At 66.3% G+C, this 26,263-nt stretch carries 27 protein-coding genes; 19 read left to right on the forward strand and 8 right to left on the reverse strand.

All coding sequences use genetic code 11. From position 1 onward, the window contains the following. The first annotated feature begins 329 nt into the window (after positions 1–329). On the forward strand, positions 330–911 hold the full coding sequence (locus tag ACSFBL_RS09110; RefSeq protein WP_435515451.1) for a hypothetical protein: 582 nt from the start codon (positions 330–332) through the stop codon (positions 909–911). Between the two features lie 62 nt (positions 912–973). Here the strand turns inward: ACSFBL_RS09110 and ACSFBL_RS09115 are convergent, their stop codons facing one another. Then, on the reverse strand, positions 974–4,015 hold the full coding sequence (locus ACSFBL_RS09115) for a sensor histidine kinase (protein ID WP_435515452.1): 3,042 nt from the start codon (positions 4,013–4,015) through the stop codon (positions 974–976). A gap of 257 nt (positions 4,016–4,272) precedes the next feature. Beyond that, positions 4,273–4,668, reverse strand: coding sequence for a tautomerase family protein (locus ACSFBL_RS09120; RefSeq protein ID WP_435515453.1), 396 nt, complete (start codon positions 4,666–4,668; stop codon positions 4,273–4,275). A gap of 206 nt (positions 4,669–4,874) precedes the next feature. Here ACSFBL_RS09120 and ACSFBL_RS09125 point away from each other — a divergent pair, with 206 nt between their 5' ends. After that, complete coding sequence (locus tag ACSFBL_RS09125; protein WP_435515454.1) at positions 4,875–6,116, forward strand: D-alanyl-D-alanine carboxypeptidase family protein; 1,242 nt, start codon at positions 4,875–4,877, stop codon at positions 6,114–6,116. Between the two features lie 15 nt (positions 6,117–6,131). Here the strand turns inward: ACSFBL_RS09125 and ACSFBL_RS09130 are convergent, their stop codons facing one another. Further along, on the reverse strand, positions 6,132–6,677 hold the full coding sequence (locus tag ACSFBL_RS09130) for a DUF4256 domain-containing protein (protein WP_435515455.1): 546 nt from the start codon (positions 6,675–6,677) through the stop codon (positions 6,132–6,134). Positions 6,678–6,870: 193 nt separating this feature from the next. Here ACSFBL_RS09130 and ACSFBL_RS09135 point away from each other — a divergent pair, with 193 nt between their 5' ends. Next, positions 6,871–8,511 (forward strand): alkaline phosphatase family protein, encoded by a 1,641-nt coding sequence (locus tag ACSFBL_RS09135; protein WP_435515456.1) that lies wholly within the window; start codon positions 6,871–6,873, stop codon positions 8,509–8,511. A gap of 9 nt (positions 8,512–8,520) precedes the next feature. On the opposite strand, the gene ACSFBL_RS09140 is transcribed toward ACSFBL_RS09135, so the two are convergent. Beyond that, positions 8,521–9,162, reverse strand: a complete 642-nt coding sequence (locus ACSFBL_RS09140) for a 2'-5' RNA ligase family protein (RefSeq protein WP_435515457.1) — start codon at positions 9,160–9,162, stop codon at positions 8,521–8,523. A 121-nt stretch (positions 9,163–9,283) separates the two neighbouring features. Next, complete coding sequence (locus tag ACSFBL_RS09145; protein ID WP_435515458.1) at positions 9,284–9,820, reverse strand: MarR family winged helix-turn-helix transcriptional regulator; 537 nt, start codon at positions 9,818–9,820, stop codon at positions 9,284–9,286. A gap of 162 nt (positions 9,821–9,982) precedes the next feature. Between ACSFBL_RS09145 and ACSFBL_RS09150 the strand changes: the two genes are divergently transcribed. The 8 genes from ACSFBL_RS09150 (at position 9,983) to ACSFBL_RS09185 (ending at position 15,815) form a co-directional block, all read left to right on the forward strand. Continuing rightward, a complete protein-coding gene (locus tag ACSFBL_RS09150) occupies positions 9,983–10,297 on the forward strand; it encodes a protocatechuate 3,4-dioxygenase (RefSeq protein WP_435515459.1) in 315 nt (104 codons plus the stop codon). Next, entirely contained in the window at positions 10,297–11,136 is an 840-nt protein-coding gene (locus ACSFBL_RS09155) for a class III extradiol dioxygenase family protein (protein ID WP_435515460.1), read from the forward strand. The genes ACSFBL_RS09150 and ACSFBL_RS09155 overlap by 1 nt, the downstream gene beginning before the upstream one ends. Beyond that, positions 11,133–12,314: a 4-hydroxybenzoate 3-monooxygenase gene (locus ACSFBL_RS09160; protein WP_435515461.1), complete on the forward strand. Its 1,182-nt coding sequence runs from the start codon at positions 11,133–11,135 to the stop codon at positions 12,312–12,314. Before ACSFBL_RS09155 ends, ACSFBL_RS09160 begins: the two co-directional genes overlap by 4 nt. A gap of 13 nt (positions 12,315–12,327) precedes the next feature. Beyond that, positions 12,328–13,332, forward strand: coding sequence for a Bug family tripartite tricarboxylate transporter substrate binding protein (locus tag ACSFBL_RS09165; RefSeq protein ID WP_435515462.1), 1,005 nt, complete (start codon positions 12,328–12,330; stop codon positions 13,330–13,332). Between the two features lie 2 nt (positions 13,333–13,334). After that, positions 13,335–14,027: a substrate-binding domain-containing protein gene (locus ACSFBL_RS09170; protein ID WP_435515463.1), complete on the forward strand. Its 693-nt coding sequence runs from the start codon at positions 13,335–13,337 to the stop codon at positions 14,025–14,027. A gap of 26 nt (positions 14,028–14,053) precedes the next feature. Next, positions 14,054–14,971 carry an amidohydrolase family protein gene (locus tag ACSFBL_RS09175; RefSeq protein WP_435515464.1) on the forward strand — a complete coding sequence of 306 codons (918 nt, stop codon included), beginning with the start codon at positions 14,054–14,056 and terminating at the stop codon, positions 14,969–14,971. Positions 14,972–15,052: 81 nt separating this feature from the next. Next, positions 15,053–15,328, forward strand: coding sequence for a DUF2164 domain-containing protein (locus tag ACSFBL_RS09180; RefSeq protein ID WP_435515465.1), 276 nt, complete (start codon positions 15,053–15,055; stop codon positions 15,326–15,328). A gap of 91 nt (positions 15,329–15,419) precedes the next feature. Further along, complete coding sequence (locus tag ACSFBL_RS09185) at positions 15,420–15,815, forward strand: hypothetical protein (protein ID WP_435515466.1); 396 nt, start codon at positions 15,420–15,422, stop codon at positions 15,813–15,815. 9 nt (positions 15,816–15,824) lie between these two features. On the opposite strand, the gene ACSFBL_RS09190 is transcribed toward ACSFBL_RS09185, so the two are convergent. From ACSFBL_RS09190 to ACSFBL_RS09200, 3 genes are read right to left on the reverse strand one after another with little or no spacing between them, the layout of a single operon-like run. Then, a complete protein-coding gene (locus ACSFBL_RS09190; RefSeq protein WP_435515467.1) occupies positions 15,825–16,790 on the reverse strand; it encodes a Bug family tripartite tricarboxylate transporter substrate binding protein in 966 nt (321 codons plus the stop codon). Between the two features lie 39 nt (positions 16,791–16,829). Continuing rightward, positions 16,830–17,195: an AtuA-related protein gene (locus ACSFBL_RS09195; protein WP_435515468.1), complete on the reverse strand. Its 366-nt coding sequence runs from the start codon at positions 17,193–17,195 to the stop codon at positions 16,830–16,832. Continuing rightward, positions 17,192–18,577, reverse strand: a complete 1,386-nt coding sequence (locus tag ACSFBL_RS09200; RefSeq protein WP_435515469.1) for an acyclic terpene utilization AtuA family protein — start codon at positions 18,575–18,577, stop codon at positions 17,192–17,194. The genes ACSFBL_RS09195 and ACSFBL_RS09200 overlap by 4 nt, the downstream gene beginning before the upstream one ends. A 78-nt stretch (positions 18,578–18,655) precedes the next feature. Here ACSFBL_RS09200 and ACSFBL_RS09205 point away from each other — a divergent pair, with 78 nt between their 5' ends. From ACSFBL_RS09205 to ACSFBL_RS09240, 8 genes are all read left to right on the forward strand, one after another. Continuing rightward, entirely contained in the window at positions 18,656–19,570 is a 915-nt protein-coding gene (locus ACSFBL_RS09205) for a LysR family transcriptional regulator (protein ID WP_435515470.1), read from the forward strand. A gap of 161 nt (positions 19,571–19,731) precedes the next feature. After that, positions 19,732–20,727, forward strand: coding sequence for a 2-hydroxyacid dehydrogenase (locus ACSFBL_RS09210; RefSeq protein WP_435515471.1), 996 nt, complete (start codon positions 19,732–19,734; stop codon positions 20,725–20,727). 3 nt (positions 20,728–20,730) lie between these two features. Further along, positions 20,731–21,270 (forward strand): gluconokinase, encoded by a 540-nt coding sequence (locus ACSFBL_RS09215; protein WP_435515472.1) that lies wholly within the window; start codon positions 20,731–20,733, stop codon positions 21,268–21,270. Next, entirely contained in the window at positions 21,245–22,018 is a 774-nt protein-coding gene (locus ACSFBL_RS09220) for a glucose 1-dehydrogenase (protein ID WP_435515473.1), read from the forward strand. The genes ACSFBL_RS09215 and ACSFBL_RS09220 overlap by 26 nt, the downstream gene beginning before the upstream one ends. A gap of 19 nt (positions 22,019–22,037) precedes the next feature. Beyond that, complete coding sequence (locus tag ACSFBL_RS09225; protein ID WP_435515474.1) at positions 22,038–23,072, forward strand: L-idonate 5-dehydrogenase; 1,035 nt, start codon at positions 22,038–22,040, stop codon at positions 23,070–23,072. 64 nt (positions 23,073–23,136) lie between these two features. Beyond that, positions 23,137–24,267: a Re/Si-specific NAD(P)(+) transhydrogenase subunit alpha gene (locus ACSFBL_RS09230; RefSeq protein WP_435515475.1), complete on the forward strand. Its 1,131-nt coding sequence runs from the start codon at positions 23,137–23,139 to the stop codon at positions 24,265–24,267. Between the two features lie 59 nt (positions 24,268–24,326). Continuing rightward, positions 24,327–24,653, forward strand: coding sequence for an NAD(P) transhydrogenase subunit alpha part 2 (locus ACSFBL_RS09235; RefSeq protein WP_435515476.1), 327 nt, complete (start codon positions 24,327–24,329; stop codon positions 24,651–24,653). Further along, a complete protein-coding gene (locus ACSFBL_RS09240) occupies positions 24,650–26,137 on the forward strand; it encodes an NAD(P)(+) transhydrogenase (Re/Si-specific) subunit beta (RefSeq protein WP_435515477.1) in 1,488 nt (495 codons plus the stop codon). Before ACSFBL_RS09235 ends, ACSFBL_RS09240 begins: the two co-directional genes overlap by 4 nt. Positions 26,138–26,263: the final 126 nt, after the last annotated feature.

Consider the following 26,263-nt stretch of genomic DNA (forward strand, 5'->3'; position numbering starts at 1 on the left):
AGGCGTCAGTGCACCTGTATCTCGGCAATCGTAGCCATGAAATTCTCCAACGTTTGAGAGAGGGGTGCTCCCTGTGGCAACGACGCATCTTGGTCGAGCAGCGGGCGGCGCGCGATCGTCTTGCGATTGCGTCGGAAGCGCGTAGCATCGCACCGGCATCTCACACTGAAGTTCCTTCACCCCCACGCCAGGTCAGCTTCGTCGCAAGACCTGCCTTGCCGATGATTCGATAGTCGCTGCAGTGTCAGCGAGCTTGAACGACGTCAGGCGGCCGCGTCGGTTCGAGGCAGATGGCATCGGCCGCTCATCGCGAACCCGAAGGAGATGACATGGTCACCTACGTTGACTTGATGAGCTGCCGCAGCGCCGTCGTAGCGGGTGTTCTCGTTTTCAGTGGCGCCGACATAGCATTCGCCCAAGGCGCGCTCGATACCTGTCTGTCGGGCTACGAGGTCTCCCGCGGCACCGACGTGGCCGGCGGTCTGCTGACAAAGGGCGTGACTTTCGCTGGCGTCGACAACCTTGCCAGTGACGGTGTCGTCCCGACCCCTCCGACTTGCCGCTGGACCACGAACGGCAATGGCGGCAGCTGGACCGCGAAGATCGACCGCATCGGCCTTGCCGGCATCGGCAGCAGCGGCGTCACGGTCGTCGGCGGTCGCTGGTATTGGCTCGATCGCGACAACCGGGTGCATTTCGGCCGGGTCGAGGGGGGCTACGTGCAGTGGCCGGGCACTGCCGGTGAAGACAAGTACGGCTGCGGTCCAGGCGTGGCGCAGTTCGCGTTGTCCGTGCGAGACCAGTCCTCTCTTGGGACCATCTCTGGCTGCCTCGACGACACGCACCTCGACCCGACGACGCAACCGTTCGTCTTTCCGCCCCACATTTCGGGTGCACTCCACCTGAACTGAGCGCCGGCGCGGCGGCGGCGACCTCTGGCCGCCGTTCGGCTGTGCCGGTCGGTCACGCCGCGTCAACGGCGCAGCAGATTGGCGCGCAGCGCGGCCACCCAGCGCGGAAGACGCGTCGGGCCGCGATCCTCGCGGGGATAGGCCACCGCTGCCGGCACGCGAAGCTCCACCTCGGTGCCCGCCCCTGGCTTGCTCCAGACGACCAGATGCGCGCCGAGCTTGTGCGCCCGCTCGCGCATCCCCGTCAACCCGAAATGGCCGGGGCGCCCCGAAGCGAGCAGTTCCGAATCGACGCCCTGTCCATCGTCGCGCACGCGGATCTGCAGAGCCTCCTCGCCATACGTCACTTCAGCCTCGATATTGGCGGCTCGCGCATGCCGGAATGCATTCCCCAGCGCCTCGCGAGCGACGAGCAGAATTTCTTCCTGGACGATCGGATGCAGGGACCGGAGCGCGCCCTGCACGCTGATGACGAAGCTCGCAGGGTGGAGTTCGGCGAACTGCGCGCCTTCGATGACGAGGGCCTCCTCGAGCGTCCTGGCAACGCTCGCCGACGGCCGAAGGTCCTTGACCTTGTCGCGACTCTCCGTGAGGAGCTTGTCGGCGCGGTCCAGCGATTTCTCCATGAGCGCTCGCGCGGGCACGTCCGGCGGGATTCGATCGGCCGCGGCCTGGAAGCGCAGTATCAGCCCCTGAATGCCCTGCAGCAGGGTGTCGTGCAGCTCGCGCGCGATGCGCTCCCGCTCCGCAAGTCGGGCTTCGAGCCGGCCGCGGATCTGGCCGGAGACTCGGCTCAGTCGCAACCTGTGCAAGGCGACGAGCACTGCAAGCCCGCCGAGCGCGCACAGCGCGTAGAACCAGAGGGTCTGGTAGTAGGCGGGGGCGATCGAGAAGTTCAGCGTGTCGCCCTCCGTGTTCCAGACGCCGCTCGAGTTGGCGGCCATCACGCGGAAGCGGTAGCGTCCCGGGGACAGGTCGGTGTAGAAGGCCTCCCGTCGGTTGCCCGCCTCCTGCCAGTCGACATCTCGGCCCTCCAGCTTGTAGCGGAACTGCACGCGTTCAGGCACGGCCAGACTGAGGCCCGTGTATTGGATCTCGAGATTGCGTTGAAGGGGTGGCAGGCTCAAGCCATCGCGAGCCTCGTAGGCAATGCTGTCGCTCGTGATCTGCTCGACATGCACGGGCGGGGGGTTCTCGTTGGTCGGAATGCGCAAGGGGTCTATCGAAACGATGCCATCTCCGGTGACGACCCAGAGCCGGCCGTCCCTGGAACTTGCTGCCTTCGGCGTAAAAAGCTGCGTGGCCTCGATCTGGCCCACTGCACTGGCGTTGGATGGCTGTCCTACACCGTCCCAATGGTCGAGCAGTCGAACCTTGACCTTCATGCTCGTGCCCTGGTCTGCAGCGGCGGACCAGGCGTCCAACTCCGACCGATCGAGCTGGACCAGGCCGCACGGCGTGTACATCGACACCGTGCGTTCATCGAAGAGCGTCCAATGCGCACCGTCGCAGGGGATACCGCTGTCGCGGCCCAACCTGGTCACACGCCCGCGCTTGATTCGCGTCAAGCCCGCCCTGCTTCCGATCCACAGGGCGCCATCGGCATCGATACGGATCTGGATGACCCCTCGACTGTCGGGCTCGCGCAGCGAGACGAAGCTGCGGACCTCTCCTTCATGCACGTTCACGACGTCACCGGACCAGAGGCCGAGCCACAGGCTGTCATCCAGCGGATCGATGACCATGGTCGATACCCGACCGCGTTTCTGCAAGTCTGCCCATGGCGTTCGCTCGACGCTTCCATCCGGCAGCAATCGCAGAAGGCCTGAGCTGCGATGCGCGATCCACATCGCGCCCTTGGAGTCCTCGGCAATGCCATCGATGGTTCCTCCGGGAACGCCGGGTGCGGCCACGAACTGTCCGGCATCCATGTAGCCGAAGTCGTACTGCGAACCCATCCAGATTCTTCCGCTGCGATCTTCGAACAAGGTCGCGGAGCGGGAGTCCCGCATGCTGGCTACCCGCCCTTTGTCGAATCGATACACCCCCGTCGACGTGCTGACCCACACGCTCCCATCGCGAGCAGCCAGAACTGACGCGGCTCGCCCGGCCACCCCGTCGACGCGCGTGTAGGCCGCTCCCGCCATGGGCCGAAAGCGGTCCAGTCCTCGGGACGTGGATACCCAGATATCTCCCTCGCGATCCTCGAACAGCCCCAGGACGTGATCGCCGGACAGGCCTTCGAGCGAGGTGAAGGAATCGACGCCGTCAGTGCGGAAGTGCAACAGGCCGAAGTCGGCCGCTGCAATCCAGAGCGCTCCATCCCGATCGCGAAGCGCCTTCGTGAAGACCCGGCCCTGCGCCCAGGCAGGGAGCTCCGTCGGGCGCACTGCGCCATCCGAAATCTCGAGGATCTGCCCTCTCGTGCCGACGACGACGCCGCCGTCAGGTGTTCCGGTCACGGTACGAAGCGCGCCGATCTGGCTGGTGAGCGCAACCGACGCGATAGGCTTCGGCTTCAGTTTCCATATCCGATCCGTCCCTGCGGCCCATAAGGCGCCGGATGCATCGCGGTACAGCGCCAGGATGGCATTCCCGAAGCCTTCGTTCTCTCCGAGGCACTCGCTGTTGTCGTCGCCGATCGTGCAGACGAAGGCCTTGGTCCCGCCCGCGCCGCCGACCCAGATCGTGCCGTCCTCGTCTTCCTCGATGGCATTGACAGTCTTGCCGCTCGTCGATGGATGAAGCGTCAGCTTGCCGTCCTTCCAGCTCGCAAGACCACGGGCCGTGCCGATCCAGAGCGCCCCGTCTCGCGATCCGAACAGGGCACGCACGCGTTCGTCGGGAAGCGCACTGTCGGAAGGGGCGCTCCATCGCACGGCGCGAACGCCGTCGAAGCGCAGCAGGCCGCTCGGCGTACCCAGCCAGAGGTAGCCGTCCGCGGTCTGCGCGATCGGGCCGATGGTCCCCGGACCAAAGCCGTCCAGGTTCCGCCATACGGTGTGTCCGTATTTGGACACTTCGCGAGAGGGGTCGAGTGCCGATGCGGGCGCCACCCAGACGGCCATCGATACCGCCGCTACGACTGCCAGGAGTCTTCGCATGAAGGAGGTTCCGAACATGAGCCCTTTTCGCAATGAACTCACGATGGCAGCGCCAGGCATGGGCGCCAATCATCGTCAACGATGCCCGATGGCCAACGGGTTGCCGCCGCCCGTGCGCAGCGCTCCCGCGAGGCGACGCCGTTTCATTCTAGGTAGCTGGCGCGCCGGCTCCGATAGCACCTTGGTATTGGTCAGAGGCGTTCAATCCTCGGCCGGCCCCGCTGGCCGCCGGTGCGCACCATCGAGGTCTGCGTCTCTCACGCCTCGCCGGGCTTCCAGTCCTGGCTGTAGCCGCCCAGTGCGGGGTGGTACATCTCGTCGCCGTCATGCTGAGTGAACTCGACGTTGAGCCGGTTCTCCTGCAGGCCGAGAATGTCCACGCAGTGCTGGCAGAGCGCCTTGGCCAGGTCCATGCGCAGCTCGGCGGGGCGGCCCCTGCGGATTTCCAGCATGAGCATCGAGACGGGCGTCGGCGCCTCCCCTACCTCGGGTATACGCCACACCCCGCCTGCGCCCAACTCGCGGATGGCGACGCTGATTCGTCGAATGTCCACGGACATCATGCGCGCGTAGGTCTCGCTCATCGCCGCGGCCAGGCGCTTCTTGTCGCTGTCAGAGTAGCTGCGGGTCACGTCCAGTTGAAGGTATGGCATAAGGACTCGATTCGAGAATGTTCAATCTGGCTGAATGCCGACGTTCGACGCCGCGGCGACGAAGATCTGCCAATGCTGCTCCGCAACGCACTCCGAGGCAACTGCGGCCCAAATGCACTGAACTTGCACTCCAATCTTCGATCATCCACGCACGATCGAAAATCGACGCTTCATCCGCGACAATCTCCGTTCTGCCCTGAACGCTTATGCAATCCAAGACCCTCTCCATCCTCCCGCTCGCCCTCGCCATCGCTACGGCCGGCCTGGCTCCCAGTTCGGTTTCCTTCGCGGCCACCCACGCCGCCAAGCGCGCACCCCATGCGAAGCCCGCCGCCGAGGCGCCTGCCCCGGCGCCAGCAGCCGGACAGACCGCTGTTGCCGGCGGCCCGCCGGCGATCCCTGCCAAGGCCTGGCTGCTGATGGACTTCGACTCCGGCGAGGTGCTCGCCTCGGCCAACCCCGACGAACCGCTGCCGCCGGCGTCCCTGACCAAGATGATGACCAGCTTCCTGGTCGAACAGGCGCTTCGCTCGGGCAAGCTCAAGAAGGAAGACCTCGTTTCGGTCAGCCAGAACGCCTGGTGCCGTGGCTCGAGCACCGAATCGTGCATGTACCTGCCGCTGAACAGCCAGGCGACGGTGATCGACATCCTGCGCGGCATCATCATCCAGTCGGGCAATGACGCCTCCAAGGCCATCGCCGAGCACATGGCCGGCTCCGAAGAAGGCTTCGCCAAGCTGATGAATGCCGAAGCCAAGCGCCTCGGGATGACGCAGACGAATTTCGTCAATGCGACCGGCCTGCCCGACCCGGCGCACAAGGCGTCTGCGCGGGACCTCGCGATCCTGGCGCGCGCCATCATCCGCGACAGTGCCGACTTCTATCCGATGTATGCAGAGCGCGAGTTCAAGTTCAACGGCATCAAGCAGGGGAATCGCAACGCTTTGCTCTACACCGATCCGACCGTCGACGGGCTGAAGACCGGGCACACCCAGGAAGCGGGCTACTGCCTCGTCACTTCGTCCAAACGCAACGGGATGCGCCTGATCACGGTAATCCTGAACACCAACAGCGCGCAGGCGCGTGCCGACGAGACGCGCCAGCTGCTCGGCTGGGGCTTCAGCAACTTCGAGAAGGCCACCCCCATTCAGCCGGACGCGGTGGTCGCGACGGCCAAGGTCAACTTCGGCAAGGTCGACACGGTTCCAGCGACCCTGGGGGCCCCTTGGTCGCTGACGGTGCCGCGCGGCCAGCAAGTGCGCACCACCGCACAGATCAAGCCAGACCTGGAGGCGCCGGTGGCCAAGGGTTCGGTGATCGGCAAGGTGGTCGCGGAATCCAATGGCAAGCCCGTGGGTGAAGCGCCACTGGTCGCGCAGGCCGATGTGGAGCGCGCGGGATTCATGCTGCGCTCGTGGCAGCGCGTGACCAAGCTGTTCGGGAAATGAACGACGGCGCCAGGTTCAGACGCTCAGCGAGCCTCTGAACCCTCGCGCCGCGTAGTACGACTCGGCGCCGTTGTGATACACGAAGACCCGGCCGAAGCGCCTGTCGCAAAACAGGGCGCCGCCGAGTTTCCTGACGTCGGGGGGTGTTGCCACCCAACTGGACGTCTTCAAGTCGAACTCCCCGAACTGCTGAAGCTCGCGGTACCACGCCTCGGTCAATAGCGAGATACCCATGGCCGCAGCCATGTCGACGGCGCTGCCCTGTGGCTTGTTCAGTTTCCGGGCGTTCAGGGCCTCCGCGTCGTAGCACAGGCTCCTGCGCCTCTGCGGACTTTCAGCGGCGCAATCGCAGAAAAGGTAGGCGCCGTCATCGCCTGCGGCCCCGACGACATCGGGTTCGCCGCCCGTTCTCTCCATCTCCTGAAGCGACCTCAGCTTGCCGGGGCTACCTAGCAAGCGACCATGGACCTCGGCCCAGGCGACGCCAGGGTGTCTATGCGCGTTCTGCTCGAATCGCAACCTCAATGCATCGATGAGGACTTGGCGTTGTTCCGCCTTCATATCGTTCGCTCCATTTCGTTCGTGATGTCGCGCCGGCGCTGGAGTTCCGGTCCACGTACGTGGCGCACCGTGGGCGCCGGGATTGTCGCGCGACTTGTCAGAGCCTAATCTGCGGCACTGCGCGCCTGGGCGCCGACAAGGGCCCACGGTGCGCGAAGTTGTTCCAGTCGCAGTTCAGGCCACGAGGTGAATCATGACGACACGGCGCAAGGTGATCGAGATCGTCGGTGCGGCAGCGGCCGGCGTTGCGTTTCCCCAGATCACTCGGGCCCAAGGGTCCAGAAGCGATCCGCGCAAGGCGCTCGACCACGTGGTCGTCGTCATGTTCGAGAACCGCTCCTTCGACAATCTGCTCGGGCGCCTCTACGCCCCCGGCGAAGTGAGGTCGTTTGAAGGCGTGATCGGCAAGGACCTCAAGAACCCCATCCCGGAGTGGGCCGAGCATGGCGCCGAGCGCAAGTTCGTGCCCTACGGCGTGTCGGCCACGATGAACACGCCGCAGCCGGATCCGGGCGAAGAGTACCCGCACATCAACACCGACCTGTACGGCATCCTCGATCCGAAGAACCGTTTCATGCCATTGGCGCGCATGGTGGCGCCGTACAACGCACCCAGCGACCCGCACCAGCAGCCGACGATGGACGGGTTCGTGATGGACTACATCAGCGCTTTCACCGCCGAGATGCGGCGCCAGCCCACCTACGACGAGTACGCGCAGATCATGACGGGATACACGCCGGATCAGATGCCGGTGATGTCAGCACTGGCTCGCGGGTTCGCGGTCTTCGACCATTGGTTCTGCGAGGTGCCCTCGCAGACCTTCACCAACCGCTCCTTCTTCCATGCAGGCACGGCGTCGGGCTACGTGGTCAACATGTCCCCTCCCGATTCCTTTCCCCTTCACAACAAGGCGGAGACGCTGTTCGAGCGCCTGGAGGCCAAGGGGCTGACATGGCGCGTGTACTGCGACTCGCCGAGCCCGGCCTCCTTCACCGGGCTCATTCATGCTTCGCGGTTGCGCAACCGATTCGCGACCAACTTCTCGACGGTTGCCGACTTCCTCGATGACGCTCGGAATGGCCGCCTGCCGACCTACGCGTTCATCGAACCGAACCTGTGGCACGGCCACAATGACATGCACCCGCCGATCTCGGCACTGCTTCACGGCCTGCCTTACGACCCGCCCTCCTCGCTTCTGGGCGGCGACGCGCTGCTCGCATCCGTCTACGACGCGGTCCGCTCTTCGTCGTCGCCCGGCGGATCGAACTACCTCAACACATTCCTGCTGGTCGCCTTCGACGAATCGGGTGGAACCTACGACCATGTGCCGCCGCCACCCGCCGTGCCACCGACCCGCACGGCACCCATCGGGCAGATGGGGTTCACGTTCAACCGGTCAGGTGCGCGGGTGCCCGCCATCGCGATCTCGGCATGGGTACCCGAGCGCACCGTGGTCAACGACGAGTGTCGCCACACTTCATTGATCCAGACCCTGCGCAGGCGCTGGTCGCTCGGGCGCCCTCTCACGGCACGTGACGCCTCGGCCCCGGACCTCGCTCCCGTTCTGTCGCTCGGCAAGCCCAGGACACCGGATCAATGGCCCGAGGTCGTCCCCCGGCCGGTTCCGAAGTTCGATGTCGCGCTGCTTCCGCCGGATCTGCCGCTGTCGCCGCTCGGCAAGGCGCTGGTGCACAGCATGCTGGCGCTGGAGAAATCCCTGGGCGCCGCGGTGCCGACCGTCGCGCCGGACGCGAACCTCACCGGCGCAGAGGCCATCGCGATGATTCGCGACGATGCGTTCAAGCTCTTCCCGGGATTGCGGACCACGACCTGATCCGGAGCTTCAATCCCACGCCTTGAGTTTCCTGGCGGCCGTTCCGAACTGGCCCAACTGATAGACGGCCGCGCCACTGAACGAAAAGGCGAACGGATCGAAGGGCTCGGCGAGCATCGCGTCGAGGAACGTGCGAAGCCCGACGCCGGTGCTGACGTGCGGATTGAAATGCTCACCGGAAGCCTTCGGCACGAACACCGAAACGTACTGGATGAGCTGCGGGTCGATGACAGGGTCGTCGGGTGTGGTGAAGAACGCGGCCGAATCGCCGGTCTCGGTCGTGAACGGCGCCACCGCTTCGATCAGCGCCGCCTGCAGTTCGAGGAGGCGAGGCGTGGTCTTCGCGACGATGCCTGCCAAGCCGATCTCCCCGCTCGGGATGTAGTAGTAGCGGAAAGCCTCCAGTTCCAGCTCGCCCAGTCGAGTTCCAGCGAGAACCTTTTCGACGGCGGCGTACACCTTGTCCAGCTCAGCCGTGCGGACGAAGCGTTGCACGAGCGTGACATGTGGCCGGTGGGTCGCGTCGAGGGCAAAGCCCTTGGGAAAAGCCTGAAGCAGGCGCGCGTTGTTGGCTTCGGCGTGTTCGAGCATCCTGGCGTCAGGTTCGAGCAGGATGTCGATGGCTGTGGCGGGACTCTCCGGAAGGGTCATGACTTCACTCCGAATGTCGTCTGCGCTCGATGGCAGCGGGAAATAAAGTATAGGCATCCCATCGAGACAGGCAAGGACTGCGCTCGGTCGTGGCCTGTGTTCGAGGCCACGCTGCCGCCCTTCACCACAAACGGTCGTCGAAGGTCGCGCGAGAGAAGCGTCGACTGCCTCCATGGCGGCGGTCGGCCTTTTCCTCCAGCACGACCGTGGCACTCAGCGCGTCCGCCACGTCGGTGAGCTTCTTCAGCGCGGCATCGAAGTGCCGAAGCTCCGCGGGCGCAAGCGCCCCGAGCACCATGTTGTTGAACTTCACCGATTGCGGAAACAGTTCGTCGTAGATGGTTCGTCCGCTGGCGGTCAGCGAAACCACCCACCGGCGCTTGTCGGTCGCCACGGTCTTGCGCGACACGAGCTTTTTCTCGGTCAGGTCGGCGATGTGGCGCGAGATGCGCGCGCGGGTGAGATGGGCACGTTGCGCCAGCGCCGAGGGAGACAGGCCGTCCTGTGCCGCGAGGATGCAGATCAGCCGCCATTCGCGCCGCGTGATGCCGTAGCGGCCCTCGCACAGCCGCGTCACCATGGAACCGCTGCTGGCCAGCAGACGGCTGAGCTTGTAGTTCAGGAGGTCCTCGACGACCACAGGCTGAGCGAACGACATGACTGCAAGGCCTTCGCGCGGAATCACGAAGGATTTCCGATCGATAGTTGTATAGAAGAACTACCGCATCGACTCCTAGACTCGCCCGCAACTTCCATAGCGAAAGGGCGAGCAGTGACGATTCAGCAGCTTGAACGGGGCGCCACGATAGCGGGCTCCGACGTGTTTGATTTAAGCACATCGTGGCGCGGCTACCGCATCAACAAGATGTGCAATGCGCTCTCGCAGGCGCACAACCGCGAAGCCTACGTGCAGGACGAAGAAGCCTTCATGGCCGCCTTCTCGCTCACCGACGCCGAGAAGGAACTCGTGCGCCGTCGCGACTTCCCGGGCCTGCTGGCGGCCGGCGGCAACATCTATTTCCTGATCAAGCTCGGCGTGGTGACGCGCAACGGGCTCTACCACATGGGCGCGCAGATGCGCGGCGAAAGCTACGAGCAGTTCCTGTCGACGCGCAACCAGAGAGAGGCCACCTGATGGGACACATCGTTGCAGGCATCGGGACTTCCCACGTGCCTTCCATCGGCGGCGCCTACGACCGCGGTCGCGACACCACGCCGGCCTGGAAGCCGCTCTTCGACGCCTACGTGCCGGTGCGCGCATGGCTGAAGGAGATGAAGGTCGACGTCGCCATCATGGTCTACAACGACCACGGCGCCGACTTCTTCTTCGACAAGTACCCGACCTTCGCCGTGGGCTGCGCGGACAGCTATGCCATCGCCGACGAGGGCTTCGGCGTCCGGCCCCTGCCGGCCATCCCAGGCGACCTGGCGTTCTCACAGCACCTGTGCCGTTCGCTGGTGTATGACGAATTCGACATCACCGTGTGCCAGGAAATGCGCGTGGAACATGGTTTCCTCGTGCCGATGCACCTGTGCTTCGAGCATGGCGAGACCTGGCCCGTGCCCACGATCCCGCTCGCGGTGAACGTGCTTCAGCATCCGCTGCCGACGGCCCGCCGTTGCCATCGGCTGGGCCAGGCCATCCGGCGAGCGGTTGAATCCTTCGAGCGCGACATCCGCGTGGCGATCATCGGCACGGGCGGCATGTCGCACCAGCTGACCGGCAAGGAATTCGGCGCCATGCACCGCGACAACGACATGGACTTCCTGGAACGCATCGAGTCCGATCCCGACAGCCTGCTGCAGCTTACGCACCAGCAGCTGATGGAGAAGTTCGGCGTCGAGGGCATCGAGCTGATCATGTGGCTCGTGATGCGCGGCGCGCTGTCGGACAAGGTGCGGCGAATTCATCGCAACTACTACGCACCGATGACGACCGGCATGGGCCTGATCACGCTGCAGGAGGACGCATGAATCGCACGCAGGTAGGCATCGTCGGCGCGGGGCCGGCGGGATTGATGCTCTCTCACATGCTCCATCTGGAGGGGATCGATTCGGTCATCATCGAACGCGCCGGGCGCGAGCATGTGCAGGCGCGGCTGCGCGCCGGCGTGCTGGAACACGGCACGGTCGAGATGCTGCGGGAGTTCGGCCTTGGCGATCGCATCGCACGCGTTGGCCTGGAGCAGCACGCGATCGATTTCCGCTTCGGCGGCGCATCACATCGGATCGACTTCCATGAAGCCACGGGAGGCCGCAGCGCCTGGGTGTATCCCCAGCACGAGGTCGTTGCGGACCTGATGGCCGCACGGCTGCGCGTGGGCGCTGAAATGCTTTTCGACACGCCGGTCGAGCGCATCGAAGGCATCGACACCGACCGGCCCGTGTTGCACTACACGCAGGACGGCTCGCCGCGCAAACTGCATTGCGACTTCGTGGTCGGCTGCGACGGCTTTCGCGGCATCAGCCGCGGGGCGATGCCTCCCAGTGTCCTCAAGGCCTACGACCGCGTGTATCCGTTCGGTTGGCTGGGCATCCTCTCCGAATCGGCGCCCGCCACCGACGAAGTGGTCTGGGGCTGCGACGAAGGCGGCTTTGCGATGCAGAGCATCCGCTCGCCCAGCGTGACGCGGCTGTACCTTCAATGCGCACCGGACGAGAACCCGGACGACTGGTCGGACGACCGCATCTGGTCGGAACTGCACAGGCGGCTGGACGTGCCCGGCATGCCCCCCATCAACGAAGGCCGGATCACCCAGAAGGGTGTGACGGCGATGCGCAGCTTCCAGTCGGAGCCGATGCAGCATGGCCGCCTGTTCCTGGCCGGCGACTCGGCGCACATCGTGCCGCCCACGGGGGCCAAGGGACTGAACTCCGCGATGGCGGATGTCAAGGTGCTTGGCCGGGCACTGACGGCCTACTACAAGCGCTCGGACGATGACCGCCTCGCGCACTATTCGCAGACCTGCCTGAAGCGCATGTGGATGGTGCAGCGCTTCGCCGCCGGGCTGTGCACCATGGTTCACCAGTTCTCGGGCGACAGCGAATTCACGCGGCGCCTGAAGCGCGCGGACCTCGCCACCATGACCGGCACGGCTGCCGGACGTCTTCAGTTCTCCGAGAACTTCACCGGCCTGCCCGTCGAGGCCTGAACGGATTCCCAACATGCAGAAACCAGTCCTTCGATCCGCCCGCCGTCATGCCATGGCTGCCCTGTCTACCGTCGCCGTGCTCGCGTTCGCCGCTCCCACCGCGCTGGCGCAGTCCCCCGCCGCCTGGCCAAGCAAGCCGATCCGCCTGATCGTCAACTTTCCTCCAGGAAGCTCGCCCGACGTCGTGGGGCGTGCGATTGCCGTCCCGCTGTACGAGGCGCTCGGACAACCGGTCGTGGTCGAAAACCGGGTCGGCGCCAACGGCAACATCGGTGCGGACGCGGTGGCCAAGGCACCGCCCGACGGCTATACCGTGCTCATGTCTGCGGGAAGCACGGTGGCGATCAATCCGTACATCTACGATAAGCTGTCCTTTGCGCCATCGAAGGACCTGGTGCCGGTGGCGGGTGCCTCGCGCATGGTGCTGTTCCTGGTCGTCCGGCCCGAGATTCCCGTCAAGAACGTGGCGGAGTTCATCGCCTATGCCAAGGCCAACCCGGGCAAGCTCTCGTACGGTTCGGCGGGCAGCGGCAGCGGCCCGCATCTCGCGGCCGAGATGATGAACAGCCAGGCCGGCATCTCCACGGTGCACGTGCCGTACAAGGGCGCTGCGCCGGCCTTGCAGGATCTTCTCGGCGGACAGATCGACTACTACTTCGATCCCGGCATCGCCCTCAACCAGGTGCGTGCGGGCAAGCTGCGGATGATCGCCGTGGCCGGCATGAAGCGTTCGGCGCTGTTCCCCGATGTGCCCACGCTCGACGAGGCGGGGCTCAAGGGACTGGACGCCGGCACCACGCATGGCTTCTATGTGCCGGTGTGCACGCCGCCGGAAATCGTCAGCCGCCTGAACCGGGAGATCGACAAGGCGCTCGCGACCCCGGCCGTGCACGCGGTGATCGACAACCTCGGTGCCGTGCCCACGCCGATCACGCCGGCGGAGTTCCGCACCGTGCTGGGCGACGACAGCAAGCGTTACGCTGCGATCATCAAGGCCCGACATATCAAGGCGGACTAACCATGAGCAGCACCCCGATCCAGATCATTTCCTCCATGGCGACGCGTCAGTTGCTGAACGAGCTTGCCGACGCGTGGCGGCAGCGAACGCGCAACGACGTGTCTGTCGAATCGGTCGGCGGGGTCGATGCGGCCCGGCGTGTCGATTCGGGCGAGGCCTTCGACATCGTGGTGCTTGCGGCCGACGCCATCGGCAAGCTCAAAGCGAGTGGCCGGCTGATCGCGGGCAGCGTCATCGCGATGGCGCGGTCCGGCGTGGCTGTCGCCGTGCGCACAGGCAGCCCTGCGCCGGACATCGCGACAGAAGAAGCTTTGCGCCGCGCGGTGCAGGCGGCACCGACGATCGGCTACTCGACCGGACCGAGCGGCGTGGCGCTCATCGCGCTGTTCGCCCGGTGGGGCATCGGGGACGAACTGAAGGAGCGCCTGGTGCAGGCTCCGGCCGGCGTCCCGGTCGGTGGACTCGTTGCCAGCGGCAAGGTGGCGCTCGGCTTCCAGCAGCTCAGCGAGCTGATGCACCTCGAGGGCATCGAGGTTGTCGGGCCACTGCCCGATGCCGTCCAGATCACGACCACGTTCTCGGCCGCGATGGTCGCCGCCTCACAGCGCCGTGATGCCGTCGAAGCGTTCCTGAGCTTCCTGACTTCCGACGAGGCCCAGGAAGTCGTTCGACGCCACGGCATGGTGCCGGCCTGATCCGACGGAGTGGACAAGGTAGACCGATGACGGATTTCATCAAGACGCCCGGCTGGCTCGACTGGTACGCCGGTCCTTCCAGGCCCAGGTTCGAGCTTCCGCCCGGGAGCGTGGACGCGCATTGCCATGTCTTCGGGCCGGGCGCGGAGTTTCCCTACGCGCCGGAGCGCAAGTACACACCCTGCGATGCGTCGAAGCACCAGCTCTTCGCGCTGCGCGATCACCTGGGCTTCGATCGCAATGTCATCGTCCAGGCCACATGCCATGGCGCCGACAACCGGGCACTGGTCGATGCGCTCCGCGCCTCGGATGGCCGTGCAAGGGGCGTTGCCACCGTCCGGCGCAGCATCAGCGACGCCGAACTCGACGAGCTCCACGCCGCCGGCGTGCGCGGCGTCAGGTTCAACTTCGTCAAGCGACTGGTGGACTTCACGCCGAAAGACGAACTGATGGAGATCGCCACCCGGATCCACCGCCTCGGCTGGCATGTGGTGATCTATTTCGAAGCGGTCGACCTCCCGGAGCTGTGGGATTTCTTCACCAGCCTGCTGACCACCGTCGTGGTCGACCACATGGGGCGCCCGGACGTCCGCAAGCCGGTGGACGGTCCCGAGTTCGAGCTCTTCGTGAAGTTCATGCGCGAGCACGCGAACGTGTGGACCAAGGTCAGCTGCCCCGAGCGCCTGTCGGTGAGCGGACCCCCGGCACTGGCGCAGGAACAGGCGCCCTACCGCGACGTGGTTCCGTTCGCGCGCCGCATCGTCGAGGCATTCCCAGACCGCGTGCTCTGGGGCACCGACTGGCCGCATCCGAACCTGAAGGACCACATGCCCGACGACGGACTGCTGGTCGACTTCATTCCGCACATCGCGACCACGCCCGAGTTGCAGCGCAAGTTGCTGGTGGACAACCCCCGGCGGCTCTACTGGCCGCAGGAGGCCTGACATCCGCGTTGGCGCGCGTGGCGCCGACGGAGATCGCCCATTCCATAAGCCCTACCATATGCGCATGGAGGGCAGGTTTTCATGACGATCGAACTGAGCAAGGAATCCCGGAAAGAGGCCATCACCTCCATCGAGAGGTACTTCCGCGAAAACATGGAGGAGCCCATCGGCAACATCGCCGCGGGCGCCCTCCTCGGTTTCTTCCTGGAGGAAGTCGGCCCGGTCATCTACAACCGCGCCGTGGCCGAGGTGCAGGAGCGGCTGCAGGCCAGGATCTCCGAACTGGACATCGAAGTCCACGAGGAAGAGTTCCAGTACTGGCGCAAGTACGAGCGCAAGGACCGGCCGCGCAAGTGAAGCGGGCAGCAGTTCCGATAGCGCAACCGCGGCGCCCGTTGGCGCAAATTGCTGCAACTCCGCGCCGACGGCGGGCGCAGAATCCGGAATCATGAAGAAAGTGATCTCGACACTCGCGCTGGCGGTCGCGGCGCTGACGGCGCTACCCGCCATGGCCCAGTGGCACAACAGCTCCCAGTTCGATCGCGACCTGCACGCCTGCGATCGCAGGGGCGTCAATTTCGAGCGTTGCATGTGGGACAGGGGCTGGCAGCGTGGCAATGGCCATCGCTGGGTTCGCAGGGGTCACCAGCAACACTGGCAGTCGCCGCCGCACCACTGGCAATCGCCACCACCGCATCACTGGCACCAGCCGCCGCCGCCCCCGCGGCGCAATCAGCCCCGGCTGAGCGACATGCAGCAGCGCGCGCTGGACAACTGCCGCCTCCTGCCGCCCGCCGAACAGCCGCGATGCCGGGCGACGGTGATGTCGACCGTGGGGCGGTAGCCGGGGGAGTTACTCCGCCTCGATGCCCGCCGACTTCACGATGCGGCCCCACTTCTGCGATTCGGCCGCCTGGAACTTTGCAAGCTCTTCCGGCGATGTCGTGAAGACCTCGGTCCCGGTCGGTTCGTAGAACGCGGCCTTGGCCGCCTCGCTCTTCGCGGCCTTGACCAGCAACTCGTTCAGTCGCTTGATCACCGCGGGCGGCGTCTTGGCCGGCGCATAGGCGGCAAACCAGTAGCCCATCTCGTAGCCCTTGACGCCGGCTTCGGAGATCGTCGGTACGTCAGGCGCCAAGGTCGAACGCGTGGCGCTGGAGACACCCAGTGCGCGCAGCTTGCCCGATTTCACCTGAGGCAGGCCGGTTGCGGTGTCGGTGATCATCATGTTGATCTGGCCGCCGAGCAGGTCCGTCACCGCGAGCGTATTGCTCTTGTAGGGCACGTGCAGCAGCTTGATGTCGGCCATCTGCTGCAACAGCTCGCCCGCCATCCGGCTCGACGAACTGCCGCTGCCGAAGCTGTACTTGCCCGGCTCCTTCTTCGCCAGCGCGACGAACTCGGCAACGGTCTTGGCGGGGAAGGACGGGTTGACCACCATGATCTGGCCGCCCTTGCCGAGCGCGGCGATGGGCGCGTAGTCCTTCACCGGGTCGTAGGGCAGCTTCTTGAAGAGGTGCTCGTTGGCCGCGTGCGTGGTGTTGGTGGTAATAAGCACCGTGTAGCCGTCCGCCGGCGCCTTCGCGACCTGCTGCGAGGCGATGAAGCCACTGGCGCCGGCCTTGTTGTCGATCACCACGGGCTGCTTCGTCTCCGCCGTCACGCCGTTGCCGATCGCGCGGGCGATCTGGTCGGTGGCCGTGCCCGCAGCAAAGGGAACCACGAAGGTGATGGCCTTCTCGGGGAAGGCTTGCGCCTGTGCCAGCAACGGGACGATCGCCAGCGCGGCAGCGAGCATGGTGAAGGGGAAGCGTTTCATTGTCTTGTCTCCAGAGGGTGAGTAGGCGAGATGGGGAAATCAGGGCTCGTCGCTGCCGGCGAGCAGGGAAAGCAGGTCCTGCGGAACGTGGATCCGCAGGTCGAGCAATAGGAAGGACAGCGCCTTCCCGTGCGTGTCGAGGTTCAGCGCATCGTTCACGCCGCCGTCGAGCACGCCGTCGAGCACGAAGTTCATCGCATGGAGCCTCGGCAGCAGGAAGCGCTGCACGCGCTCGGGCGCGCGATGCCGAAACTGCGCAGCCACCGCTTCGGGCGTGACTTGCTCCACCAGCAACGGATAGAGGGCCGGATGCCACGCGATGACGCTGATGTTGGAGCGATCGCCCTTGTCGCCGGTGCGGCCGTGCGCGGCGCGGTACAGGGCTATTTCGTGAAGCGTGTTCATGCGGTCACCGCCTCGATCCTTGCGAAGCCGACGGGCACCGCCTCGCGTGGCAACAGGCAGGAGATCGTGTTGAGCCGCGGCGTGAGCGCGGTCCGCACGCCGCCGCCACCGGCCGGGCCGCAGGTGTACAGCGCCATGACTTCGCGCGCGAGGCGCTCGGCCTGCGCGCGGTCCTCATGCGTTGCGGCAACCCTCAGGCGGACATCGCGCAAACCCGCGTCCGGTGTCGCCGCGAGCGTGCGGCCCGCGTCGTCGCCGAATACGCTGACTGCGCCGATGAGGTCGACGCGCAACGCGAGGCCGTCCAGACGCTTCCTCAGCACATCGGCGGCCAGTCTTGCGCGCGACTCGGCACGCGGCCCCGCGTAGGAGATCTCGCCCTCGGCCAGCCAGCCGCCTTCATGGCACACGTTGACCTTGTAGTGCGTCGGCCGCGCATGGCCGCGCACGCCGGACACCGCCACGCGGTCCGCACCGAGCGCGCGGACTTCCGCCTCGGAGATGTCGGCGACGACATCGGGTGTCAGGTATGCCGCCGGGTCATGCACCTCGTACAGCAGTTGTTCCTTCACGGTCGCCTCCGTCACGAGGCCTCCGGTACCGTCGGCCTTGCCGATCGTGCAGCAGCCGTCGGCATCGATCTCGGCGATGGGGAAGCCGACCGCCTCCAGGCCCGGCACGTCCTTGTAGCCCGGATCGGCAAAGTAGCCACCGCAGACTTGCGCACCGCATTCGAGCAAATGGCCGGCCATGGTTGCGCGGCCGAGCCGCTCCCAGTCGTCGCTGCGCCAGCCGAAGTGCGACATCGCCGGCCCGACGGTGAGCGACGGATCAGCCACACGCCCACAGACGACGATCTGCGCGCCTGCATCGAGCGCGGCCGCGATCGGCTCGGCGCCGATGTAGGCGTTGGCGCTGACGAGTCGGATGCCATCCATCCTTGCGCCAAGCTGTTCCCGCAACAGCGCGACTTGCGCGGGCGACGACAGGTCATCGCCCTCCACCACCGCGATGTGCGGCGGCTCGGCGCCGAGTTCGCGCGCCATGCGCGCAATGTGCCGGGCCGCGGCGCGCGGATTGGCAGCACCGAAGTTGCTGACGATGCGGACGCCTTGCGCGAGGCAACGCGCGAGCACCGGGCGCAGCATCGCGTCGAGCAACGGCTCGTAGCCCGCTTCGGGGTCGGCCCGCCGACGCAACTGCGCAAGCGCCAGGGTGCGCTCGGCGAGGGTCTCGAAGATCAGGAAGGCGCGCTGGCCAGCGGGGCCGCGTTGAAGACGGGCGATGAGCGTATCGACCACCGGGCCCGCGGCGTCGGTGCGATCACCCGAGAAGCCGGCGGCGCAGCCGATCAGGAGCGGGGGGCGGTCGATGGGGTTCATGGACTGCACTCTAGGCGCCGCCGCCTCATCCGTAAAATCGAAAGTTCGGATGGATTCATCCGCATTCCGGATCAATGCATGAAGACCCTTGATCTCTCGACGCGCCAACTGCGCGCGTTCCTGGCGCTGGCCGACCAGTGCAACTTCACGCGCGCGGCGCAGAGTTGCCACCTCTCGCAGCCGGCGTTCAGCGCGTTGATTCGCGGCCTGGAGGATGCCCTCGGGACGCGGCTGTTCGACCGCGATACGCGCAGCGTGCAACTGACGCCCGAAGGCCGCTTGTTCGACGGCTCGGCCCGTCGCCTGCTGGACGACATGGGCAGCGCCATCAAGGACCTCGCCGACCACGTCGAGCGGCGCAAGGGCCGCGTGCGCGTCGCCGCGTTGCCTTCGCTGGCCGCCGGATGGCTGCCGTCGATCCTCGCGGAGTTCCAGCAGGCGTGGCCGGGCATCGCCATCGAGTTGCACGATGCGCTGTCCGACGCCTGCATTGCGCAGCTACGCGGCGGCCAGGCGGATTTCGCGCTGGCTTCGTCGGAAGCCGGCACTGCCTCGGCGAGTGATCTGCTGGCGCGCAAGCTGTGCAGCGACCGCTTCCACCTCGTCTGCCGCGCCGACCATCCCCTCGCGACCGAACCGCGATTGACGATGAAGAAGCTCGCGCCCTGGCCCTTCATCCAGATGGCGCGCAACAGCAGCGTGCGACAGTCGCTCGACGCAGCACTGCACCCGCTGCGGCTCAACGCGACTTTCGAGGTCGAGCATCTGGCCACGGTGATGGGCCTGGTCGAGGCCGGGCTCGGCGTCAGCGCGGTGCCGGCGCTCACGCTGTTTCACTTCCGGCGCGAGACGCTGGTGACGCGGCCGTTGCCGCTGCCGTCGCTGAGGCGCACGGTGTACCTCGTGCGGCGTCGTGAGGGCAGCCTCTCCGTGGCTGCGCAGACGCTGCATGACCTGATCATCGACCGGCTCGGCGCGCTGAAGCTGGATTGAGTGGGCGGCGACGGCCCACGACCGCCCGCATAGCGAGCGGTCTCCACGCTCCAATCCGCATACATAAGCGTTTTGAATAGCACCAGAACGATCCCGTCTTGGTCGCTTCCGGCGGTGCGGATACCTTTGGGCCACCGCTGACCGACCTGCTGGAGACTTTCATGCGCCCCGCCGTCCTGGCCACCCGAGCCACTTTTTCCGACATCACCGACCGCCTGCGGGCGCACTTCGACGTCGAGGACAACCCCGCCGACACGGTCTGGCGCCCCGCTGAACTCGTGCAACGGCTCCAGGGCAAGCAAGGCGTCATGAGCACCGGCAGCGAGCGCATCGATGCCACGCTGCTGGACGCCTGTCCTTCGCTCAAGGCCGTCTGCAATGTCGGCGTGGGCTACAACAACGTCGATGTCGCGGCCTGCACGGAGCGCGGCGTGCTCGTCACCAACACGCCCGACGTTCTGACCGAGACCACCGCCGACTACGGGTTCGCACTGATGATGGCGACCGCGCGCCGCATCGCCGAATCCGAACGCTTCCTGCGCCGGGGCGAATGGACGAAGACCGGCATCTACGACATGTTCGTGGGCGGCGACGTGCACGGCGCGACGCTGGGCATCCTCGGCATGGGCCGCATCGGCCAGGCCATCGCACGGCGCGGCGCGTCCGGCTTCGGGATGAAGGTGATCTACCACAATCGCTCGCGCCTGCCCGCAGACCTCGAAGCCCGATGCGCGGCCCGCCATGTCGACAAGCAGACGCTCCTGAGGGAGGCCGACCACCTCGTGCTGGTGGTGCCCTACTCGCCTTCGTCCCACCATGCGATCGGCGCAGCCGAACTGGCACAGATGAAACGCACCGCCACGCTCACCAACATCGCACGCGGCGGCATCGTCGACGACGCCGCGCTGGCGCAGGCCCTGCGCGACGGCACGATCGCCGCTGCCGGTCTGGACGTGTTCGAGGGCGAGCCCGCGATCCATACCGACCTGTTGACGGTTCCGAATGTGGTGCTGACGCCGCACATCGGCAGTGCCTCGGTGCGCACCCGTCATGCCATGGCCGCGCTCACCGCCGAGAACCTCATTGCCGCGCTCGGCTTCGGTCCGTCGGCAGGCCGCCCGCCGACGCCCGTCAATCCCCAGGTCATGGCGAACTGAGCGATGCCCCACAAGTTGCTCGTCATGGGGGTCGCAGGCTGCGGCAAGTCGACGGTCGCGGCCAGCCTGGCGCGCGCACTGGAGGGCCTGCTCGTCGAAGGCGACGACTACCACCTGCCGGAAAGCCGCGACAAGATGCGGCGCGGTATCGCCCTGGAAGACCACGACCGGGAACCCTGGCTCGCCAAGCTCGGCTCGGTGCTGGCCTTCTCCCCGGACCACACGGTGCTCACCTGTTCCGCGTTAAAGCGACGCTACCGCGATCGCCTGCGCGCAGCCGCGCCGACCCTGAAGATCGTCTACCTCGAAATCAGCCGCGAAGCGTCGAAGGCACGGGTCGCGGCCCGTCGCGCCCACCTGTTTCCGGCCAGCCTCGTGGACAACCAGTTCCAGGTGCTCGAACCGCCTCTCGGTGAGCCCGGCGTTGTCCGAACGGACGCGACGCAGCCGATTCAGGCACAGTGCGAGGCCGTCCTGCGCTGGCTCGGCGAAACCCCATTCACTGCTGGAGACCCTGTTGCAATCCGTCCTCAAGAACTTTGACCTCACCGGGCGCACGGCGCTCATCACCGGCTCCAGCGCGGGCATCGGCTTCGCACTGGCTCGCGGACTGGCCGGTGCCGGCGCCCGCGTGATCCTCAACGCACGCAATGCCGCCAAGCTCGACCAGGCCGCCGCGCAGCTGCGCGACGAAGGCGCCACGGTCTTCACGGCCGCGTTCGACGTGACCTCGGGCGAGGCAGTGAACGAGGCCATCGGCCGCATCGAAGCCGACATCGGCGCCATCGACATCCTCGTCAACAACGCAGGCATGCAGCGCCGCGGGCCGCTCGACCAGTTCGAGGAAGCGAACTGGCATGAACTGATGAAGACCAACGTCGACAGCGTGTTTCTCGTCGGCAAGGCGGTCGCACAAAAAATGATCCCGCGCGGACGCGGCAAGATCGTCAACATCTGCTCGGTACAGAGCGAACTCGGCCGCCCCGGCATCGCGCCCTACACGGCGAGCAAGGGCGCGGTGAAGATGCTGACCAAGGGCATGGCCATCGACTGGGGCCAGCACGGCATCCAGGTCAACGGCCTCGGGCCGGGCTACTTCAAGACCGAACTGACCGAAGCATTGGTGAAGAACGAGGAGTTCACCAAGTGGCTCGTCGGGCGCACGCCCTCGCGGCGCTGGGGCGACGTCGAGGACCTGGTGGGCGCGGCGGTGTTCCTCTCCAGCGAGGCCTCCAACTTCGTCAACGGCCACATCCTCTACGTCGACGGCGGCGTGACAGCAACGCTCTAGAAAAACAGGAGAAGAATTCATGGAAGCCCTCGTCATTCACGCCCCCGGCGACTTGCGCGTAGAAACCTATCCCACGCCGCCCACCGGCCCGGGCCAGTTGCGCGTTCGCGTGCGCTGCGGCGGCATCTGCGGCTCGGATCTGCACTACTACCAGCATGGCGGCTTCGGCACCGTGCGCATCCAGGAGCCGATGGTGCTGGGCCACGAGGTCGCGGGCATCGTTGAGGAGGCCGGGCCCGATGCCGGCGGCTTCGTCGCGGGTGAACGCGTGGCCATCAGCCCGAGCCGGCCCTGCGGACTGTGCCGCTATTGCCAGCAGGGCCTGCAGAACCACTGCCTCGACATGCGCTACTACGGCAGCGCGATGCGCACGCCCCATGTGCAGGGCGCGTTCCGCCAGGAGATCGTGGTCGAGCATTGGCAGGCCCACCGGCTCGCCGACAGCGTGAGCGACGGCGAAGGCTCGATGGCCGAGCCGCTGTCGGTGGCGCTGCACGCGGTGCGCCGCGCCGGCCCTCTGCTCGGCAAGAACGTGCTGGTCACCGGCTGCGGGCCGATCGGCGCGCTGGCCATCATTGCCGCGCGGCGCGCGGGCGCCACGCACATCGTGGCGACCGATGTCGGCGCGCACACGCTGGGCAAGGCGCTCAAGGTCGGCGCCGACGAAGTGGTCAACGTGGCCGAGGAGCCGGACGGCCTGAAGCGATTCACCGCCGACAAGGGACACTTCGACGTGCTGTTCGAGGCCAGCGGCAACGAGCGCGCACTGCGTGGCGCCTTCGATGCCCTGCGGCCGCGCGGCATCATCGTGCAGCTTGGGTTGGGCGGCGAGATGACGCTGCCGATCAACACCATCGTGGCGAAGGAGTTCGACCTGCGCGGCGCCTTCCGATTCCACGAGGAATTCGCGGTGGCAGTGGCGCTGCTCAACAAGGGGCTGGTCGACGTGAAGCCGCTGATCTCGGCGACGCTGTCCTATCGCGATTCGGCCCGTGCCTTCGCGCTCGCCGCGGATCGGTCGCAGGCGATGAAGGTGCTGCTGAACTTCGAATGAGCGCACCGATGCCCCGCCTCGTATGGCTGCGCAGCGCGGCCTCAACGCCTGGAGTCCATCGAACATGCAGATAGGCATTCCCGCTGAAACCGCCGTGGGCGAAACCCGTGTCGCCGTCACTCCCGAGACCGCGAAGAAGCTCGTGGCCCAGGGCCATGTCATCCGAGTGCAGTCGGGTGCGGGTGTGGCCGCCAGCGTCACCGATGCGGCCTACCAGGCAGCCGGTGCCGAGATCACCGACCAGTCCGGTGCCTTCGGCGCCGACATCGTGCTGAAGGTGCGCTCGCCCTTCGACAACGAACTCGCCCTCATGAAACCGGGCACCGTCGTGATCGGCATGCTCAACCCCTTCGACGCCGCGGGCCTGCAGCGCCTCGCGACCGCGGGCCTCACCGCCTTCGCCCTTGAAGCCGCCCCGCGCACCACGCGCGCGCAGAGCATGGACGTGCTGTCCTCACAAGCCAACATCGCGGGCTACAAAGCCGTGATGATCGCGGCCGATCGCTATCAGCGCTTCTTCCCGATGCTGATGACTGCTGCAGGCACCGTGAAGGCCGCGCGGGTCGTGATCCTGGGCGTCGGCGTGGCCGGCCTGCAGGCCATTGCCACCGCCAAGCGCCTGGGCGCCGTCATCGAAGCTTCCGACGTGCGCCCTTCGGTCAAGGAGCAGATCGAATCGCTCGGCGGCAAGTTCATCGAGGTGTCCTACGACACCGATGAAGAGAAGGAAGCGGCCGTCGGCGTCGGTGGCTACGCCAAGCCGATGCCCCCGAGCTGGCTCGCGCGCCAGCAGGTCGAGGTCGCCAAGCGCGTGGCGCTGGCCGATGTGGTGATCAGCACCGCCCTGATCCCGGGCCGGGCCGCACCCACCCTCATCACCGAGGACATGGTCAAGTCGATGAAGCCGGGCTCGGTCATCGTCGACATCGCCGCGGGCAAGGGCCCCGACGGCGTGGGCGGCAACTGCCCGCTGTCGGAGGCCGACAAGACGGTGGTCAAGCACGGCGTGACCATCGTCGGCGAGACCAACCTCGCGGCGCTCGTCGCGGCGGACGCCTCCTCGCTCTACGCGCGCAACGTGCTCGACTTCCTCAAGCTCATCGTGACCAAGGAAGGCGCGCTGAAGATCGACCTGGAGGACGACATCGTGGCGGCCTGCCGCATGGCGCAGGACGGCCAGGTCACCAAGAAGTAAGCCGAACAGACAAAACCAGCGAACAGCGCGAAACCGCGAACAAGCGAGGAGAAGCAGCCATGGATCCCGTCTCACACACCGTCATCAACCTGATCATCTTCGTGCTGGCCATCTATGTGGGCTACCACGTGGTGTGGACCGTCACCCCGGCGCTGCACACGCCGCTGATGGCGGTCACCAACGCCATCTCGGCGATCGTGATCGTTGGCGCCATGCTGGCGGCAGCGCTCACCGAGACAGGTCTCGGCAAGACCATGGGCGTGCTGGCGGTGGCGCTCGCGGCAGTGAACGTCTTCGGCGGCTTCCTGGTCACCCGGCGGATGCTGGAGATGTTCAAGAAGAAGGACAAGAAGGTGGCCGCAGGCGACAAGGGGAATGCATCATGAGCATGAATGTCGTCACGCTCCTTTACCTGATCGCCTCGGTCTGCTTCATCCAGGCCCTCAAGGGCCTCAGCCACCCCACCACCTCCATCCGGGGCAACCTCTTCGGCATGGTCGGCATGGCGATTGCCATCCTCACCACCGCCGCGCTGATCGTGCAGCTCTCCGGCGGCAGGATGATTGGCATGGCCTGGGTGCTGCTCGGGCTGGTGGTCGGCGGCGGCTACGGCGCCTACCGCGCCAAGACCGTCGAGATGACGCAGATGCCCGAACTGGTCGCCTTCTTCCACAGCATGATCGGTCTCGCCGCTGTCTTCATCGCGGTGGCCGCGGTGGTCGAGCCCTGGGCCTTCGGCATCACCCCGCTGCCGGTGGCGGCGAGCGGCACGGTCAACACGCCCGAGGGCACGATGATCGTGGACGGCTTCCTGCGCTATGCGATCCCTGCGGGCAACCGGCTGGAGCTGTTTCTCGGGGCGGCCATCGGCGCCATCACCTTCAGCGGCTCGGTGATCGCCTTCGGCAAGCTCTCGGGCAAGTACAAGTTCCGCCTCTTCCAGGGCGCTCCGGTGCAGTTCAAGGGCCAGCACATGCTCAACCTCGTGCTGGGCCTGCTGACCATCGCGCTGGGCCTGCTCTACATGGCCACCGAGAGCTGGGCGGCCTTCCTCGCGATGCTGGTGCTGGCCTTCGTGATGGGCGTTCTCATCATCATCCCGATCGGCGGGGCGGACATGCCGGTGGTGGTGTCGATGCTCAACAGCTACTCGGGCTGGGCGGCCGCGGGCATCGGCTTCAGCCTGAACAACGCGATGCTGATCGTGGCGGGCTCCCTGGTGGGCTCCTCGGGCGCGATCCTGAGCTACATCATGTGCAAGGCGATGAACCGCTCGTTCTTCAACGTGATCCTGGGGGGCTTCGGCGGCGAGGCGGCCAGTGCCGCCACCGGCGCGAAGGAGCAGCGTCCGGTCAAGAGCGGCAGCGCGGACGACGCGGCCTTCGTGCTCTCCAATGCCGAGACCGTGATCATCGTGCCGGGCTACGGTCTCGCGGTGGCGCGGGCGCAGCACGCGGTGAAGGAACTCGCGGCCAAGCTCACCGAGCATGGGGTGACGGTGAAGTACGCGATCCATCCCGTGGCCGGCCGCATGCCGGGCCACATGAACGTGCTGCTGGCCGAGGCCGAGGTGCCCTACGACCAGGTCTTCGAGATGGAGGACATCAACGGCGAGTTCGGCCAGGCCGACGTCGCGATCATCCTGGGCGCCAACGACGTGGTGAACCCGGCGGCGCTGCAGAAGGGCACGCCGATCTACGGCATGCCGATCCTGGAGGCCTACAAGGCCAAGACGGTGATCGTGAACAAGCGCTCGATGGCCGCGGGCTATGCGGGCCTGGACAACGAACTGTTCTACATGGACAAGACCATGATGGTCTTCGGCGACGCCAAGAAGGTGGTCGAGGACATGGCCAAGGCGATCGAGTAGTCCCGGGCGCCGGGGCTCAAGGCACCTGGTCGAGTTCCAGCGGCTTGCGGAACACGCAGTTGCGCTTGACCACGATGAAACCGCAGTCTTCGTAGATGCGGTTCGCGCCGTTCAGGTTCTGGCTGT

The sequence above is a fragment of the Variovorax glacialis genome (genome assembly GCF_051216375.1).
GTDB lineage: Bacteria > Pseudomonadota > Gammaproteobacteria > Burkholderiales > Burkholderiaceae_C > Variovorax.